The sequence below is a fragment of the Pseudarthrobacter phenanthrenivorans Sphe3 genome (assembly GCF_000189535.1).
Classification (GTDB): Bacteria; Actinomycetota; Actinomycetes; order Actinomycetales; family Micrococcaceae; genus Arthrobacter; species Arthrobacter phenanthrenivorans.
Genome location: NC_015145.1, coordinates 3,014,876 through 3,030,755, shown reverse-complemented (window position 1 = coordinate 3,030,755; position 15,880 = coordinate 3,014,876). Strand labels below are relative to the sequence as shown.

At 64.7% G+C, this 15,880-nt stretch carries 17 protein-coding genes and 1 tRNA gene; 11 read left to right on the top strand and 7 right to left on the bottom strand.

Annotated features, from left to right (window positions below):
• Positions 1-10: 10 nt before the first annotated feature.
• From ASPHE3_RS14050 to ASPHE3_RS14035, 4 genes are all read right to left on the bottom strand, one after another.
• On the bottom strand, positions 11-1,036 hold the full coding sequence (locus tag ASPHE3_RS14050) for an ATP-dependent 6-phosphofructokinase (RefSeq protein WP_013601855.1): 1,026 nt from the start codon (positions 1,034-1,036) through the stop codon (positions 11-13).
• A gap of 147 nt (positions 1,037-1,183) precedes the next feature.
• Positions 1,184-1,441: a PspC domain-containing protein gene (locus ASPHE3_RS14045; RefSeq protein WP_013601854.1), complete on the bottom strand. Its 258-nt coding sequence runs from the start codon at positions 1,439-1,441 to the stop codon at positions 1,184-1,186.
• Between the two features lie 3 nt (positions 1,442-1,444).
• Positions 1,445-1,729: a hypothetical protein gene (locus ASPHE3_RS14040; RefSeq protein WP_041652220.1), complete on the bottom strand. Its 285-nt coding sequence runs from the start codon at positions 1,727-1,729 to the stop codon at positions 1,445-1,447.
• Positions 1,730-1,731: 2 nt separating this feature from the next.
• The gene (locus ASPHE3_RS14035) at positions 1,732-3,357 is read right to left on the bottom strand and encodes a PspC domain-containing protein (RefSeq protein WP_013601852.1); all 1,626 of its coding nucleotides are present in this window, start codon (positions 3,355-3,357) and stop codon (positions 1,732-1,734) included.
• 124 nt (positions 3,358-3,481) lie between these two features.
• Between ASPHE3_RS14035 and ASPHE3_RS14030 the strand changes: the two genes are divergently transcribed.
• Together ASPHE3_RS14030 and ASPHE3_RS14025 are read left to right on the top strand one after the other, a co-directional pair.
• Complete coding sequence (locus ASPHE3_RS14030; protein WP_013601851.1) at positions 3,482-4,903, top strand: ATP-binding protein; 1,422 nt, start codon at positions 3,482-3,484, stop codon at positions 4,901-4,903.
• Positions 4,900-5,589 (top strand): LuxR C-terminal-related transcriptional regulator, encoded by a 690-nt coding sequence (locus tag ASPHE3_RS14025; protein WP_013601850.1) that lies wholly within the window; start codon positions 4,900-4,902, stop codon positions 5,587-5,589. Before ASPHE3_RS14030 ends, ASPHE3_RS14025 begins: the two co-directional genes overlap by 4 nt.
• 137 nt (positions 5,590-5,726) lie before the next feature.
• Here the strand turns inward: ASPHE3_RS14025 and ASPHE3_RS14020 are convergent, their stop codons facing one another.
• The gene (locus tag ASPHE3_RS14020) at positions 5,727-6,944 is read right to left on the bottom strand and encodes a pyridoxal phosphate-dependent aminotransferase (RefSeq protein WP_013601849.1); all 1,218 of its coding nucleotides are present in this window, start codon (positions 6,942-6,944) and stop codon (positions 5,727-5,729) included.
• A 277-nt stretch (positions 6,945-7,221) separates the two neighbouring features.
• Here ASPHE3_RS14020 and ASPHE3_RS14015 point away from each other — a divergent pair.
• The 9 genes from ASPHE3_RS14015 (at position 7,222) to rplL (ending at position 13,749) form a co-directional block, all read left to right on the top strand.
• Positions 7,222-7,294 (top strand) — tRNA-Trp (locus tag ASPHE3_RS14015).
• A gap of 82 nt (positions 7,295-7,376) precedes the next feature.
• Positions 7,377-7,661 (top strand): preprotein translocase subunit SecE, encoded by a 285-nt coding sequence (gene secE / locus ASPHE3_RS14010; protein WP_013601848.1) that lies wholly within the window; start codon positions 7,377-7,379, stop codon positions 7,659-7,661.
• A gap of 114 nt (positions 7,662-7,775) precedes the next feature.
• Positions 7,776-8,600: a transcription termination/antitermination protein NusG gene (nusG, locus tag ASPHE3_RS14005; RefSeq protein ID WP_013601847.1), complete on the top strand. Its 825-nt coding sequence runs from the start codon at positions 7,776-7,778 to the stop codon at positions 8,598-8,600.
• 129 nt (positions 8,601-8,729) lie between these two features.
• Complete coding sequence (gene rplK / locus ASPHE3_RS14000; RefSeq protein ID WP_003803853.1) at positions 8,730-9,161, top strand: 50S ribosomal protein L11; 432 nt, start codon at positions 8,730-8,732, stop codon at positions 9,159-9,161.
• A gap of 186 nt (positions 9,162-9,347) precedes the next feature.
• Complete coding sequence (gene rplA / locus ASPHE3_RS13995) at positions 9,348-10,055, top strand: 50S ribosomal protein L1 (RefSeq protein ID WP_013601846.1); 708 nt, start codon at positions 9,348-9,350, stop codon at positions 10,053-10,055.
• A 133-nt stretch (positions 10,056-10,188) separates the two neighbouring features.
• Positions 10,189-11,289, top strand: a complete 1,101-nt coding sequence (locus ASPHE3_RS13990) for a GNAT family N-acetyltransferase (protein ID WP_013601845.1) — start codon at positions 10,189-10,191, stop codon at positions 11,287-11,289.
• A 7-nt stretch (positions 11,290-11,296) separates the two neighbouring features.
• Positions 11,297-12,415 (top strand): GNAT family N-acetyltransferase, encoded by a 1,119-nt coding sequence (locus tag ASPHE3_RS13985; protein ID WP_013601844.1) that lies wholly within the window; start codon positions 11,297-11,299, stop codon positions 12,413-12,415.
• A 297-nt stretch (positions 12,416-12,712) separates the two neighbouring features.
• Positions 12,713-13,294: a 50S ribosomal protein L10 gene (rplJ, locus tag ASPHE3_RS13980; protein ID WP_013601843.1), complete on the top strand. Its 582-nt coding sequence runs from the start codon at positions 12,713-12,715 to the stop codon at positions 13,292-13,294.
• A 77-nt stretch (positions 13,295-13,371) separates the two neighbouring features.
• Positions 13,372-13,749: a 50S ribosomal protein L7/L12 gene (gene rplL, locus ASPHE3_RS13975; RefSeq protein ID WP_013601842.1), complete on the top strand. Its 378-nt coding sequence runs from the start codon at positions 13,372-13,374 to the stop codon at positions 13,747-13,749.
• Between the two features lie 137 nt (positions 13,750-13,886).
• Here rplL and ASPHE3_RS13970 read toward each other — a convergent pair whose 3' ends face one another.
• Positions 13,887-14,399, bottom strand: coding sequence for an aminoacyl-tRNA deacylase (locus ASPHE3_RS13970; protein WP_013601841.1), 513 nt, complete (start codon positions 14,397-14,399; stop codon positions 13,887-13,889).
• Positions 14,399-15,598 (bottom strand): acetyl-CoA C-acetyltransferase, encoded by a 1,200-nt coding sequence (locus ASPHE3_RS13965; protein ID WP_013601840.1) that lies wholly within the window; start codon positions 15,596-15,598, stop codon positions 14,399-14,401. Before ASPHE3_RS13965 ends, ASPHE3_RS13970 begins: the two co-directional genes overlap by 1 nt.
• Positions 15,599-15,880: the final 282 nt, after the last annotated feature.

The following is a 15,880-nucleotide window of genomic DNA, read 5'->3' as shown; positions in this document are numbered from 1 at the left end:
TGTGCACCACTCAGCCGAAGAGGACGGCGGCTTCGTCGTAGCGCTTCTGCGGCACGGTCTTCAGTTTGCCCAGGGCCTCCTGGAAGCCCACATGCTCGATGTCCGTTCCCTTGAGCGCCACCATCGTGCCCCAGTAGCCTTCCACCACGGAATCAATGGCTGCCATGCCCAGGCGGGTGGCTAGGACGCGGTCAAAGGCTGAGGGCACGCCGCCGCGTTGGATGTGGCCCAGGATGGTGGAGCGGGTTTCGATGCCGGTTCGGGCTTCGAGTTCCGGGGCGAGCTGGTCGGCGATGCCGCCCAGGCGGGGCCGGCCAAAGGTGTCAAGGCCGCGTTCCGAGTGCGGCGATTCCATGTGCTCCGGAACAAAGCCTTCAGCCACCACCACCAGCGGTGCGCGGCCACGGGCGTGGGCCTCCTTCACCCACTCCGTGATCTGCTCGATGCTGACCTTCTGCTCCGGGATGAGGATGGCGTGGGCGCCCGCGGCCATGCCGGCGTGCAGGGCGATCCAGCCCACGTGCCGGCCCATGACTTCGGCAATCATGCAGCGGTGGTGCGATTCGCCGGTGGTGCGGAGCCGGTCGATGGCTTCGGTGGCGATCTGGACGGCGGTGTCGAAGCCGAAGGTGTAGTCGGTGGCGTCAAGGTCGTTGTCCACGGTCTTGGGAACACCCACGATCTTCAGCCCGGCATCCGTGAGCCGCTTGGCTGCGGCCAGGGTTCCTTCACCACCGATCGCGATGATCGCGTCGATGCCCAGGCGCTCCATGTGGCCTTTGATGACCTCGGGGCCGCCGCCGTTTTCGAAGGGGTTGGTGCGGGACGTACCAAGGATGGTGCCGCCCTGTTTCGCGATGCCACGGACCATGGTCCGGGGAATATCGATGATGTCGCCCTCAACAACGCCGCGCCAGCCGTCGAGGAAACCGACGAATTCGTGGCCGTGGATCGCGATGCCTTTGAGGACGGCTCCGCGGATCACCGCGTTCAATCCGGGGCAGTCGCCACCGCTGGTAAGGATTCCAATTTTCATGTCTCGCTCAAATCCTGGGGAGAGGGTTTACAGGCAGAGCGCCACGCTGAGCTCACGTAGAGTCTAGTGCGGTGTGTGGGGTACGACACAAACTGGTTACATGAAAGCCCCGCCCCCAAGGGGAGCGGGGCTGGTATGCCTTTGTGCTTACGGGCGGTTCAGTGAGCGCCTGTCAAGGAAGACCTGCAGCGGGATGACGTTCCGCTGGTCGGGCAGGATGATCCAGGCCAGGAGATAGAAGATGACGGCCGGGCCGGGGAGCAGGCAGAAGACCAGGAAGGCGATCCGGACGAATGCAACATCCACGTTGAGTTTCGCTGCAATTCCGCCCAGCACCCCGCCGAGCCAGCGCTCCGGTCCGCGTTGCAGGCCAAGGCCCCTGACGATGCTGAAAAACTTGTCCATGGTTCAAGACTCCCGTGTTGTGGTGCTGTTGTCACGTTTCCGGGCCGAGAGGAGTCCGCCCACCACCAGGGCTGCACCCGCTCCGATCATGAGCCCAATGAGGACATACGTCCCGTTCAGGGTGACGATGCCCAGTTGCGAGATGATGATCAATGCCGCCAGCGCGAGGACGATCAGGCCCCAGACGATGGTTCCCACCCTCGCCCCCGAAGGAGGGGCAGGCGAGGTGCTTCCCGCCGTCGTGCTTCCCGCAGCGTACGGGTCCGGGGCCGGTGTTTGGCTGCTCATTGTCAGTTACCTTCCTGGATGGTGACATTGCTGACGGTGCCATGGATCTGGATTACCAGGTGGCTGCCGGGCTGGTCGGTGTTGTAGCTGCTTTCGCGGGTGGTGATGCCGCCGCGCTGGTTTCCCTGTTCGGTCAGGTTGCCCATGGTCATGTCGGCCCTGATGTCCACGGGCACATCATCCGGGATGACCACGGTGACGTTGCTGGCCGTGATGTCCAGCGGCACACGTACCTCTGACTCGAGCGGCGCCTCCAGGTTCATTTCAGTCAGGTCCACGGTGCCGCTGCCTGCGGTGATGTCAAAACCGTCGCTCGCCTGCTGGATACTGGTGGGCGTCCAGTCCACCTGCTGGAAGCGGACGCGTTCACCGTTGTTGCCCACCACGTTGAAGATGCCTCCCGTGATGAGGGCGGCCACGGCGAAGAACGAAAGGATGCCGGAGGTGCGGCCGCGGAGGCCCAGGATCAGGATGCCCAGGCCCAGGACGGCTGCGGCACTGGCCCAGGCCACAGCGTTTGCGGAGTCGCCGAGGTCTATGACGTTGGTGATATCCAGCGCCTTAAGCCCGGCGCCCACCAGCAGGGCGCTGCCCGCAGCAACTGCGACGGCGGGTGTGCCGGGACCAGCCGGACGCGGGCGGGGGGCCGGGGGCGGAACGGGCGACGGACGGCTGCCGCCGTACCCGCTGGTGCCGTACCCGCTCGTGCCCCATCCGCCACTGCCGCCTGAGGCGGTAGCTCCGCCGTAGGGGTTGCCGGCAAACGGACCGCTCCCCGCAACGTCCGAGTAAGGGGGAGTTGCTGTGCCTGTAGTCCCGGACGAGTAAGCGGTGCTGCTGGCAGAATATGCGGTGGTGCCGGATGCTGCGCCGGACGGGGTTCCGGCGGCTGTCTTGTTCCGCTGCACCAGGTAGTAGATCAGGTAGATCGCGCCGCCCACCCACAGTACGGTCCAAAGGAACGGGCCAACGCCCTGGTTGCCCCAGACCCAGAAGCCGTTGCCCAGGCCGCTGAAGCCGAGAACCACGGCGATCAGCGAGCCGGTCATCCCGCTGGTCCAGCGGCCCGCACCGGCTTCCTGGACGTGGATCCTGCCGTCTGGCTCAGGCAGGAACGCCCAGGCCAGGCCGTAGAAAAGCACACCAATGCCGGCGAAGAGGGCCAGGATAATGAAGACGCCGCGGACAATCAGCGGGTCGATTCCCAGGCGCTGGGCGATGCCGCTGGAGACTCCGCCCACCCAGCGGTCCTGGCCGCGGACGATGCCCTGGCTGCGGACCCACGTAAAGAAGTCGGTCTGCTGGTGCGGGATGCCTGGCTGCGGGACGCCCTGGTGAGGAACTCCCGGCTGCGGGACGCCGGTATGGGGGGCGCCTGGGTCGGGGCTTCCACCGGGCGCGTAGCTGCCGCCGGTCGGGGGCTCTTGTGGACGCTGGTTCTGCGGTGGGGGGTCCTGGGGGAAGTCATGGCCGGATTCCTGTGATGCCACTGGCTGGGAGGGCGGCGGCACCAAGGGCTCCGTGGGATTTGTCTGCCGGGAAAGGGGCTCCGTGGGGTTTTCCTTCTCCCTGTCGGATGGGGGTTCGGCTGGCTGGCTGTCGTTCGGGGGTGTGGTTTGCGGGTTCATGCTTCGATCCTGCCGTCCGCTGCAGTCGCGCTCTACTGGGGGACACCCTGAACCGTCCCTGAGCGACCCCCGGTTCCGCCGCAAACCGCGTCCCGGAAACCCTGATCCATGTTTGGATTGATCCATGACAACCGCCTTTGGCCGGCCCCCGCTGGTCCGCCGCAGCGACCGCTTCATCGCGGGCGTCTGCTCCGGCCTGGCCGCGCATCTGGGGCTGCCGGTGAACGCCGTACGCCTGGGCATGGTCCTGGCGTCCTTCGCCGGCGGGGCCGGCGTCGTCTTTTACGCCTGGCTTTGGATCATGGTCCCCACCGCTTACGAAAGTGCACGGCGGCAGGGGCGCCGCCCGGCGTCGCCTATTGCTCCTGCCGTCAGCCTGGAGCCCATGCCGGCCACTGCTGCGGCGGCCACAGCCGCGGGTGGTCCTGCCGCCGGAGGCGCGCTTTCGGAGGGAGGGGCCGACGGCGGGGCAGGCGCCTCAGCAGCGGGCGCCGGCCCTGGCGCGGGTGCTTTCGCCGGGGAGGCGGCGGAGGCAGGCAGGCCGCCGCCCTGGTTCCGGTTCCGGGAGATGCGTTACGGCAAGGAGATCCTGCTGGGCGTGGGACTGCTCCTGGTGGCGGGCATCCTCATCGCCCAGCTGCTGGGGGTGGATATTCCATTGGGAACCCTCATTCCGGCGGCGGCCGTCCTCGGCGGCGCCTCGATCGCCTGGATGCAGCTGGACGAGACCCGGCGCGCGGGCCTTGTGGACAAGACCAAAGCGGACCAGGCCGGGGGATGGGCCCGGCTGGCGGCCGGCCTGGCGCTGGTGGTGGCCGGTGTCCTGGTGATGGTGTCCGGTTCCGGTTCCTGGGAGCAGACCTGGCTGGCGCTGCTGGCGTCCGTGGCCGTTCTTGGGGGAGTGGTGCTGGTCCTGCTCCCGTGGGGCCTGAGGTTCTGGCGCGACCTTGAGGCTGAGCGGGCGGGCCGGATCCGGGAAACCGAACGGGCGGAGATTGCCGCCCACCTGCATGACTCGGTGCTGCAGACGCTGGCACTTATCCAGCGACGCGCCGCCAACGAGCACGACGTCGTCCGGCTGGCCCGCGCGCAGGAGCGGGAGCTCCGGGGCTGGCTCTTTGAAGATCCCGGCAAGGACGCCGGGCAGCTCTCGGACCGGATCAAGGCGGTTGCGGCCGAAGTTGAGGATCTGCTGGGTAACGCCGTGGAGGTGGTTACCGTGGGAGACACCGCCGTTACCGAAGGACACGAGGCGCTGGTCCAGGCCAGCCGGGAGGCCATGCTCAATGCTTCCAGGCACGGCGGCGGGACGGTCTCGGTATACCTGGAGGTGTCCGGCGGACGCGCTGAGGTGTTCATCAAGGACCGCGGGCCGGGATTTGAACTCCAGGCCGTCCCCGAGGACCGGATGGGCGTGCGGGAATCCATCATCGGCCGCATGAGCAGGCACGGGGGCACGGCAACCATCACCAGCACCGGCGAGGGCACAGAGGTGCGGCTGGCTTTCCCGGCTGCGGAACCGGACACAACGGAAGGCACACCATGAACCCCACACAGGGAACCGGCAATGGGCCCGGACAGGGCAGGCAGCCGGTCCGGGTGGTCATTGTCGACGACCATGCCATTTTCCGCTCGGGCCTGAAAGCGGACCTTGACCCCAGCATCCAGGTGGTGGGTGAGGCCGCCACAGTGGAGCAGGCTGTTGCCGTGATTGCGCAGGAACGCCCTGAGGTGGTGCTGTTGGATGTCCACCTGCCGGGCGGGCTCGGCGGGGGCGGCCGCGAAGTCATCGCCGGGTCCGCCGCGCTGCTGCCCACCACCAGGTTCCTTGCCCTCAGTGTTTCCGACGCGGCGGAGGACGTTGTGGCGGTCATCCGGGCAGGAGCGCGCGGCTACGTCACCAAGACCATTTCCGGAGCCGAAATCACCGACGCCGTTTATCGGGTGGCCGGGGGAGACGCCGTCTTCTCGCCCCGGCTGGCAGGTTTTGTCCTGGACGCCTTCGGTACGGCCCCGGCTGACATCGCCGACGACGAACTGGACAAGCTCTCCGCCCGTGAACTTGAGGTCATGCGGCTCATCGCCCGCGGCTACAGCTATAAGGAGGTGGCCAAGGAATTGTTCATCAGCATCAAGACCGTGGAAACTCATGTCTCGGCGGTGCTGCGCAAACTCCAGCTCTCCAGCCGGCACGAGCTCACCAAGTGGGCGGCCGAGCGCCGCCTCCTATAACCAACGCTCTCTCACTTAACGCCCGTTTTTCCCCAACGCTCTATCACTGGATGCGCCTTAAACCGGAACGCTCTATCACCCTCCTAATTGGAGTGATAGAGCGTTCCGGTTTTTGTTGCGTTAAGTGAGAGAGCGTCCTACTGGGCCTTGCCCAGGAAGTCCTGCAGGCGCTGCACGCCGGTAGCCAGGTCTTCGTCGCCCAAGGCGTAGGACAGGCGCAGGTAGCCGGAAGGGCCGAAAGCCTCGCCGGGAACCACGGCGACCTCAACTTCATCCAGGATCAGGGCCGCCAGTTCGGCGGAGGTCTGCGGCGTGGCGGTGCCGGACGCCGTCGGGAATTCCTTACCCAGCAGCGCACGGACGTCCGCGTACACGTAGAAGGCGCCCTTCGGCGTCGGGCATTCAACACCAGGGATGGCATTGAGGCCGGCGACGATGGCCTTGCGGCGGCGGTCAAACGCCACCTTCATCTCGTCCACGGCCGTCAGCGGGCCGGAAACCGCGGCCAGGGCAGCGATCTGCATGATGTTCGAGACGTTGGACGTGGCGTGGGACTGGAGGTTGGTGGCGGCCTTGATGACGTCGGCCGGGCCGATCATCCAGCCCACGCGCCAGCCGGTCATGGCGTAGGTCTTGGCGACGCCGTTGAGGATGACCACCTTGTCGCCGAGTTCCGGGGCGGCGGTTGCGATGGAGGTGAAAGGAACGCCGTCATAGGTCAGGTGCTCGTAGATCTCGTCGGTGACAACCCACAGGCCCTTCGCCGCGGCCCACTTGCCGATCTCCGCCACCTGCTCCGGGGAGTAGACAGAGCCGGTGGGGTTCGACGGCGAGACGAACAGCAGGATCTTCGTCTTGTCCGTGACAGCTGCCTCTAGCTGTTCAACCGTGACAAGGTAGTCCTGCTCCGGGCCGGCGAAGACCTCCACGGGCACCCCGCCCGCGAGCCGGATGGCCTCCGGGTAGGTGGTCCAGAACGGGGTGGGAACGATGACCTCGTCGCCCGGGTCCACCAGCGTGGCGAAGGTGTTGTAGACGGCCTGCTTGCCGCCGTTGGTCACCAGGACCTGGGAAGGCTCGACGGCGTAGCCGGAGTCCCGCAGGGTTTTCTCGGCGATGGCCTTTTTCAGCTCGGGAAGCCCGCCCGCGGGGGAGTAGCGGTGGTACTTGGGCTGGCTTGCCGCTTCGATTGCAGCCTGGACGATGTAGTCCGGGGTGGGAAAGTCCGGCTCGCCCGCGCCAAACCCAATGACCGGCCTGCCTGCTGCCTTCAGCGCCTTCGCCTTGGCATCAACGGCAAGGGTTGCGGATTCGGCTATTGCGGAAATGCGCTGGGAAACGCGGGCGGCAGACATGGCAGGTCCGTTCTTCGCTTGCAGCCTGGCGGCTGGAATGTGGGATTCGACGAGTTCTACTCTATGCTGTTCACCGGACCCTCCGGGTTGCCGCTTTTGATTTGTGACTGTATGCCAGCCACTGAAAGGCGGGAAGCAGGGTGGGCCGGAAATCGGGCCGGTTCGACGTACGCGAAGTTGTTGCGTAGACTGGTTCACCGGTGTTGAAAACACGGATGATGACGTGCGCCCCAGTGCAAGCTGGTTGTTCGTTGTCAGAGGGTGGAATTCACTCCATAGGGTAGTGGCGCAATTGGTAGCGCAGCGGTCTCCAAAACCGCAGGTTGCAGGTTCGAGTCCTGTCTGCCCTGCGCAAGCTGCCCCGGGCGAAAATCCGGGGCAAGCGCAGCAACCATGGTTCTGATCAGGGCCGGGTAATCCAACATTGCAAAGATGAGCGAGGACCAGGTGACCGAAACAGCTGCCAGCAGCTCCAAGGGCCGCCCAGCTAAGAAGGACGCCAAGGCAAACTTCTTCGCCCGCATTGCACTCTTCATCCGCCAGATCATCGGCGAACTGAAGAAAGTTGTTGCACCAACCCGCAAGGAACTGATTAATTACACGCTCGTGGTGCTGGTGTTCGTAGGCATCATGATGATTATCGTCAGCCTGCTGGACATTGGTTTCGGAACCGCCGTCGGCTGGATCTTCGGCGGTACCGGCCCCACGGACAGCTAAGGCTGAACGGTCCGCAGGCTGCGTGTTCCGTCCGGGAAACCGGAGGGATACACCGGTGTGCGGAATTGAGCCATTTAAATAGGCATGTTAGGCAATGAGGAAGCAGGAGACCAAGTGTCTGAGCAGGAGCTCGAGGTAACCGAGACTGAGCTGGAAGAGTCCGCGGACATCACGGCAGAAGCCGGTGACGAGTCTGAGGTTGAGTCCTCCGCGCCCGAATCCGATGACGCCGATTCCGACTTTGACGCCGAGACCGACGACGACGCCGAGGCTGACGAGGCCGGCTCCGACGAAGAGTCCGCTGATGCCCTCGCCGCTGCCGCAGCCAAGGCCGACGTGGACCCCGCTGAGGAATTCAAGGCCAAGCTGCGCCGCCAGGAAGGTGACTGGTACGTCATCCACTCCTACGCCGGTTACGAAAACCGCGTAAAGGCCAACCTGGAGACCCGTATCCAGACCCTGGACATGGAAGATTACATCTTCGAGATCCAGGTGCCCATGGAAGAAGTCGTTGAGATCAAGAACGCTCAGCGCAAGGTCATCAACCGCGTCCGCATCCCCGGCTACGTTCTGGTCCGCATGGACCTGACCGACGCCTCCTGGGGTGCCGTCCGCCACACTCCCGGTGTGACCGGCTTCGTGGGCAACGCGCACAACCCGGTACCGCTGCGCCTCGACGAGGTATTCTCCATGCTCGCGCCGGTCTTCGAGGAAGAGCAGGCCGAGAAGGGCAAGCCGGTCAACAAGCAGCACCAGACCCCCGTGGCTGTGGACTTCGAGGTTGGCGAATCCGTCATCGTCAAGGAAGGCCCGTTCGAGACCCTTCCCGCCACGATTTCCGAGATCAAGCCCGAGTCCCAGACCCTCGTGGTCCTGGTCTCCATCTTCGAGCGCGAAACGCCGGTCACCCTGGCGTTCAACCAGGTCACCAAGATCTGACAACCCAAAGAATTCGTTCCGGCGCTGCCCGCTTAGCGGCACGGGAACGGCCGGCCGCCTTGCCATGGCGGCCAAAAACCTGAGGCACGCTCCTGTGTCCCAGGACGTTATTGAGAGAAGGACCCTACATTGGCTCCCAAGAAGAAGGTCACCGGCCTCATCAAGCTGCAGATCCAGGCAGGTGCCGCTAACCCGGCCCCGCCGATTGGTCCTGCGCTTGGCCAGCACGGTGTCAACATCATGGAATTCTGCAAGGCGTACAACGCTGCGACGGAAGCCCAGCGCGGAAACGTCATCCCCGTGGAAATCACGGTCTACGAGGACCGTTCCTTCACGTTCATCACCAAGACCCCGCCGGCTGCAGAGCTCATCAAGAAGGCTGCAGGCGTCGCCAAGGGTTCAGCTACCCCGCACACCGTCAAGGTTGCCAAGCTGACCCAGGCACAGGTTAACGAGATCGCCTCCACCAAGATGGAAGACCTCAACGCCACCAGCCTCGAAGGCGCAGCGAAGATCATCGCCGGCACCGCCCGCTCCATGGGCATCACCGTCGAGGGTTAATATCCCTCGCTGCCCAGCTGCCGGGTCCGGGAAACCGGGCACGACGACGGGCGGCACCGCCGGGACCACCGGCACCATCACTATTGAGATGTTGGACATCCGGCACGGATAACGGGCCGGAGCACCAACTGTGGCAGGGCCCAGCGCGGTCCGCAGACCACAACTGCACAAGGAGAAATAAGCAGCATGGCAAAGCGCAGCAAAGCATATGAGGCAGCAGCCGCCAAGATCGACGCGGGCAAGTTCTACGCGCCGTTTGAGGCAATAACGCTGGCCAAGGACACCAACCCGTCCAAGTTCGACGCCACCGTTGAGGTTGCATTCCGCCTCGGCGTCGATCCCCGCAAGGCTGACCAGATGGTCCGCGGCACCGTCAACCTGCCCCACGGCACCGGTAAGACTGCCCGCGTCCTGGTTTTCGCCACGGGTGACAAGGCTGAGGCAGCAATCGCTGCCGGCGCCGACTTCGTTGGTTCCGATGACCTGATCGAGAAGATCGCCGCCGGCTGGACCGACTTCGACGCCGCCGTCGCCACCCCTGACCTCATGGGCAAGGTTGGCCGCCTCGGTAAGGTCCTGGGCCCGCGTAACCTGATGCCGAACCCGAAGACGGGCACCGTGACCCCCGATGTCACCAAGGCCGTCAACGACATCAAGGGTGGAAAGATCGACTTCCGCGTCGACAAGCACTCCAACCTTCACTTCATCATCGGCAAGGTGTCCTTCGACGCCGTCAAGCTGGCTGAGAACTACGCAGCCGCACTGGAAGAGGTGCTTCGCCTGAAGCCGTCCGCTTCCAAGGGCCGCTACATCCAGAAGGCCACCGTGGCCACCACGTTCGGCCCCGGCATCTCCGTGGACCCGAACGTCACCAAGGTTCTGACCGAAGCCTAGGCTTCAGCAGCATCCCTTGCCTTCCGGCATTGAAGGGACCGCCCGGCAGCAGCCGGGCGGTCCCTTGTCCGTTAAGCCACCGTTTTGTCTCCGCGGCCCTCGACACCCCGCCGCGGCTGACTAGGCTGAAGCCATGACGCAGCCGAACGCCCTGGGGGTTTCCGCCGTCGCCATGCCCCCGTCCCTGGAGCAGGCGGAAGACTACCCGGACTTCCTTGACTGCCTGGCCCTGCGGAGGGCGCACGAACTGGAGACGTGGGGCAACCTTGACCGAGGCTATACCGCAGCCGAGGAACTGGAGCATTGGCGGGGGACCCCCTATGAAGCGCGGCACCTCTTCCTGGGCCGGATCAGCGGGGAACCGGTGGGCATGTGCTCAGTGACGCTCCCACTGCGGGAAAACCTGTGGACGGCGGGCATCAATGTCCTGGTGGCACGGCAGTTCCGGCACCGCGGACTGGGCCGGCAGTTGTTGCACTTTGCTGAGGCTGTTGCGCAGGAGAACCACCGTACATCCCTGGATGGTTACTTCGAACTGCCCGCCGAGCAGGTGGACCGTGCAGCCGGCGCGCTGCTGCCGGCGAAGTCCGGTGCAGGAGGCCTGCCGGCGGATGAGCCCTCAACAGCCTTTGCCGCGGCCGCTGGTTACGGGCTTGAACAGGTGGAGAAGTCCAGCCGGCTCAGCCTCCCTGTGCCGCCGCAGCGGCTGGCCGCACTGGAAGCTTCGGCAAGGGGCCACGCAGGGGACTACGACCTGGTGGGGTGGGCCGACGCCTGCCCCGAAGAACTGGTGGACAGCTACGCCATCCTTAATGCCCGGATGAGCACCGATGTGCCCACGGCTGGCCTGGACTGGGAAGGTGAAGCCTGGGACGCGGACAGGGTCAGGCGGAACGAGGAAATGCTGGCCCGCAGCGGTATGCAGGCGCTGACGGCGGCTGCCAAGCACAGGCCCACTGGCGAGCTGGTGGCCTACACGGTCCTGAACTGGCGGGCGGAAGTTCCCGCCACCGTGCTCCAGCAGGACACGCTGGTGTCCTCCGGGCACCGGGGACATCGCCTGGGAATGCTGGTCAAGCTGATGAACCTTCGCATGGCCCAGGAGAGGTGGCCCTCGGCACGCTCGGTGTTGACATGGAATGCCACGGAAAACCAACATATGCTGGCCATAAATATTGCCCTTGGATTCAGGCCTGCTGGTTATGAAGGTGAGTGGCAGAAACGGCTGGGATGATGCGCCTATGGCAAAAGACGTGAAGATCGAGCAGCTCTGGATTCCGGACAGGCTCGATGCGCCGGACGCTGCGGACTTCCTGGCCGCCGTCGAGGTGGGGCGCAAGGTTCGCATGCAGACCTGGGGCAGCGACGACCTCGCGTATGGTCCGCTGGAAAAACTGCTTGAGTTCCAGGACCCGTACGAGCGCCAGCTGATCCTTGTGGCCAAGGTGGACGGGGACATTGTGGGCACGGTGGACATCGCCCTTCCCCTCACTGACAACCTGGACCTTGCCGAATTCACCTTGGACATCCTGCCGGAGTTCCAGCGCCAGGGGGTGGGCAGGCGCCTGCTCCAGGCCGCCGAACAGCTGGCCCGGGCCGAAGGCCGCACCATGATCCTGGTGGACACCAACCACCCGGGGGCGTCGCTGCACGAGTTTGAACGGGCCCAGCTGGTCCCGGGCTCCGGCCAGGGCTTCGTGCCGCTGGAGAGCCGCGAAGTGGAGTTTGCGCAGAAGACCGGCTACACGCTGCAGCACATCGAGCAGTTCAGCTCCTGCTCATTGCCCCTGGATTCCAAGCTCGTGGCAGACCTGCAGGCGGAGGCCGAGGAGGCGAACAACGGCCGCTACCGGCTGCACCACTGGACGGACCGCTGCCCGGAGCAGTGGCTGGAGGCCGTGGCGGCCCTTGAGAACCAGGCGGGGGCCGACGTCGATCCCTCCCTGGAAGCGCCCGTGGAACAGGACATGGTGTTCGACGGCGGCATCCTGCGGGAAGCGGAAGACGTCGCCATAGCGCAGGGGAGGCGGACGGTGGTCACCGCCGTCGAACACCTCGCCACCGGGGCGCTCGTGGGCCTGACCACGATCACCGTGCTGGCGCACCGCACGGACGTTGTCTTCCAGGACGACACCCTGGTCCTGCAGGAACACCGCGGGAACAAGCTGGGGCTGCTGATCAAGGTGGCCAACATGGAGCGGCTCACCGAGCAGTTCCCTGATGCCCGCGTCATTTACACCTGGAATGCTCCGGAGAACAGGTACCTCCTGACCGTGAACAAGCAGTTGGGCTTCCAGACCGCGGGTGTGACCGGGATCTGGCAAAAGGAGCTCCCGCGCCTGCGCACCAGCAACAGCTGAGGCGCGATTTGGCGGACCGGAGGCGCCTCCCGTAGACTGGGATGACCAAAGACCGTCGGTTGTTGGAAATCCACTCTCCTGAACATGGCTCAACTCTGCAGTTGTGCGCGGGGGACCACAGTGGGTTTCCGGACGAAGGACCCTCAACGCAGGGCGGCCGGCGCAGGTGAACGAAGCAAAGCTCCATGGACTATCTGTGTTGAGCCAAGCCCCGTGCATCTGCGCGGGGCGTTTTTAGTTTTAGCTCACCTTGAGCGGGGACCGTCGAATACCGGCACTATCCCCGGAAGGAGGGTTATGGCAACGCCTATCAAGGTTTCAGCAGTAGCTGAGATCACTAACGATTTCAAGGAATCGAACGCCGCTGTCCTGACCGAATACCGCGGGCTCACCGTTGCACAGCTCAAGCAGCTGCGTGTTTCTCTCGGCCAGGACACCAAGTTCGCGGTCGTCAAGAACACCCTGACCGCCATTGCAGCCAAGGAAGCCGGCGTTGAAGCATTCAACGACCAGCTCTCCGGCCCCACTGCAATCGCGTTCATCAAGGGTGACGCAGTTGCTGCTGCCAAGAGCCTGACGGATTTCGCCAAGACCAACAAGCAGCTCGTCATCAAGACCGGCTACTTCGAGGGCAAGGCACTGAACGCCAGCGAGGTTGCCGCACTGGCAGCACTCGAGTCCCGTGAGCTGCAGCTCGCCAAGGTTGCAGGCGTCCTCAAGGCCCCTGCCGCCGCCGCTGCACGCATCATCGACGCACTGCGCCTCAAGCTTGAAGAAGAGAACGGTGCACCGGCAGCTGCCGAGGCGCCCGCCGCTGAAGAAGCACCTGCCGCAGAAGCTGAAGCCCCGGCTGAAGCTCCCGCAGCTGAAGAGAACTAAGACTCTTCACCCCACCAGACTCCGGTGTGATGCCAGGCCCCGCGCCGCTGAACACCACAACAGGAAGGACGCCTACCATGGCGAAGCTCAGCAACGAAGAGCTCATTGAAGCTTTCAAGGAACTGACCATCATCGAGCTCTCCGAGTTCGTCAAGCTCTTCGAAGAGACCTTCGAAGTTACCGCTGCTGCTGTTGCAGTTGCCGGCCCTGCCGGTGGCGCAGCTGCTGAAGAGGTTGAAGAGAAGACCGACTTCGACGTTGTCCTCGAAGCAGCCGGCGACAAGAAGATCGCAGTGATCAAGGAAGTCCGCGCCATCACTTCCCTGGGCCTGAAGGAAGCAAAGGACCTGGTTGACAGCGCTCCCAAGGCTGTCCTCGAAGGTGCTACCAAGGAAGCTGCCGAGAAGGCCAAGGAGCAGCTCGAGGCTGCAGGCGCCACCGTTACCCTCAAGTAACAGCGCTTTTCCTTCGGAAAGCCCCGTCCACGTTTGTGGGCGGGGCTTTTGCGTTCCCAGCCCAAGTAGGTAGCGCTAAGTGTCGTTATGAGCCCTCAAAACGACATTTAGCGCTACCCAGTTGGGGTTCGGGGAGGTCAGGCGGGGTCGCTGATGTCCGCAACCACCGCATCCAGGGCGGACGTGAGTGCGTCCGCGTCAACGAATGCGCTGTAACCATGTGCTCCGGCGCCCATCGAAATCCGGCGCCCCGTGATGGTGGCGTCCGCGTAAACCGGCCAGCTGGTGGTGCTGCCCAGCGGAGTAATGGTCCCGCGCTCATAGCCCGTGGCATCCAGGGCCACATCCGCGGGCGGCAGCGAGAGTTTGTTGACGCCCACGAGGTTCCGGAGCTTGGGCCACGATATCTGCCGGTCGCCCGGAATCAGCGCAAACAGGAAGGAGCCGTCCCTGTGCTTGACCACCAGCGACTTGACGATGTCCCCGGGCATGATCCCCAGGATGCCCGCTGCCTCCTCAAGGCTTTTGGCCGCCGGCCGTTCCACCACGTCAACGTGCAGGCCGCGTGCGGCGGCGTCGGCCAGGAAACGTTCCCGGCCGACGGCGGCTCCGTCCTGGGAGCCGTTGCTGCCCGCAGGTGCTTCCGCCATCAGTCGCGGTACAGCAGGAGCGCTTCGCCCTGCCCGCCGCCGCCGCACAGGGACACCGCCGCCTTGCCCGTTCCGCGGCGCTTGAGTTCGTGGGCCGCGTGAGCTGCAAGGCGGGCGCCCGAAGCGCCGATGGGATGGCCCAGTGCAATGGCCCCGCCATGGATGTTGCACTTCTCAAGGGGATAGTCCAGGTCTTTCAGTGACTGCACCGCCACGGACCCGAAGGCCTCGTTGATCTCGATGAAGTCCAGGTCTGCGGTGGTCCAGCCGGCCCGGTCAAGGGCATTTCGGATGGCGCTGGACGGCTGTGAGTGCAGGGAGTTGTCCGGCCCGGCCACCTGCCCCGGCTTCCCAACGACGGCCAGGTACTCCAGGCCGTGCTCTTCCGCGTACGCCCGCGATGCCAGCACCAGCGCTGCGGCGCCGTCAGACAGGGGAGAGGAGTTGCCGGCGGTGATGGTGCCATCGGTGACGAAGGCTGCGCGGAGACCGGCGAGGGACTCGACGGAGGCGTTGGGACGAACGCCCTCGTCCTCAGAAACCACCAGCGGATCACCCTTGCGCTGCTTGACACTGATAGGTGCGATCTCGTCGTCGAAGGTTCCGTTCTTGGCTGCAAGCGCAGCGCGCTGGTGCGACTGGGCGGCCACATTGTCCTGGGACGTCCGGTCAATGCCCAGCGTCAGGTTCCTCGTTTCGGTGGACAGGCCCATCGACTGACCGTCGAAGGCATCGGTCAGGCCGTCATGGGCGGCGGCGTCCAAAGCCTGGATGGAGCCGTAAGTCCAGCCCTGGCGTGAACCGGGCAGCAGGTGCGGAGCGCGGGTCATGGACTCCTGGCCGCCGGCCACCACCACCGACGCTTCCCCGCCACGGATCATCCTGGCGGCGTCAATGACCGCGGTAAGTCCCGAAAGGCACACCTTATTGACGGTCACCGCCGGAACATTCCACCCGATGCCGGCGCCGATCGAGCTTTGCCGCGCAGGGTTCTGCCCCGCCCCTGCCTGGAGCACCTGTCCCATGATGACGGCCTCGACATCGCCTACGTTCACGCCGCTGGCCTCCAGCGCGGCTCTGATGGCGTGGGCGCCGAGCTCCACTGCCGTGAAGCTGGCCAGCTGGCCGTTGATCCGGCCTTGCGGGGTTCGTGCTGCTGCAAGTATGACAACGTCGGTGTTGTCAGGAGAGTTGCCCATGGTTCTGTCTTCCGATCCGTTTTCGGTGTGTAAGCCACCAAGGCTATCGTGACCCTGGTCACCCAACTATTCAAACGCATGAGCGGCTATGTGCATTCCGGCGGCCGCTCCGGCGGCGGCACTTGCGAAAACCGGTGCTTGCAATCAGGCCGGATGTGGGGTAGACATGTAGGTTGTTTTGCCGTATCGTAGATATTTGCGTCTTCCCTGTTTACCTTCAGCCTTCATATAGCGGTGGGCTTTGCCTGGCAGCTGGCAATCAACGTGCCGTCAACAACGTCA

Coding starts and splice junctions, on each gene's coding strand:
- ASPHE3_RS14050 (WP_013601855.1), bottom strand. CDS start 1,036: ATGAAAATTGGAATCCTTACCAGCGGTGGCGACTGCCCCGGATTGAAC.
- ASPHE3_RS14045 (WP_013601854.1), bottom strand. CDS start 1,441: ATGGACAAGTTTTTCAGCATCGTCAGGGGCCTTGGCCTGCAACGCGGA.
- ASPHE3_RS14040 (WP_041652220.1), bottom strand. CDS start 1,729: ATGAGCAGCCAAACACCGGCCCCGGACCCGTACGCTGCGGGAAGCACG.
- ASPHE3_RS14035 (WP_013601852.1), bottom strand. CDS start 3,357: ATGAACCCGCAAACCACACCCCCGAACGACAGCCAGCCAGCCGAACCC.
- ASPHE3_RS14030 (WP_013601851.1), top strand. CDS start 3,482: ATGACAACCGCCTTTGGCCGGCCCCCGCTGGTCCGCCGCAGCGACCGC.
- ASPHE3_RS14025 (WP_013601850.1), top strand. CDS start 4,900: ATGAACCCCACACAGGGAACCGGCAATGGGCCCGGACAGGGCAGGCAG.
- ASPHE3_RS14020 (WP_013601849.1), bottom strand. CDS start 6,944: ATGTCTGCCGCCCGCGTTTCCCAGCGCATTTCCGCAATAGCCGAATCC.
- secE (WP_013601848.1), top strand. CDS start 7,377: ATGAGCGAGGACCAGGTGACCGAAACAGCTGCCAGCAGCTCCAAGGGC.
- rplA (WP_013601846.1), top strand. CDS start 9,348: ATGGCAAAGCGCAGCAAAGCATATGAGGCAGCAGCCGCCAAGATCGAC.
- ASPHE3_RS13990 (WP_013601845.1), top strand. CDS start 10,189: ATGACGCAGCCGAACGCCCTGGGGGTTTCCGCCGTCGCCATGCCCCCG.
- ASPHE3_RS13985 (WP_013601844.1), top strand. CDS start 11,297: ATGGCAAAAGACGTGAAGATCGAGCAGCTCTGGATTCCGGACAGGCTC.
- rplJ (WP_013601843.1), top strand. CDS start 12,713: ATGGCAACGCCTATCAAGGTTTCAGCAGTAGCTGAGATCACTAACGAT.
- rplL (WP_013601842.1), top strand. CDS start 13,372: ATGGCGAAGCTCAGCAACGAAGAGCTCATTGAAGCTTTCAAGGAACTG.
- ASPHE3_RS13970 (WP_013601841.1), bottom strand. CDS start 14,399: ATGGCGGAAGCACCTGCGGGCAGCAACGGCTCCCAGGACGGAGCCGCC.
- ASPHE3_RS13965 (WP_013601840.1), bottom strand. CDS start 15,598: ATGGGCAACTCTCCTGACAACACCGACGTTGTCATACTTGCAGCAGCA.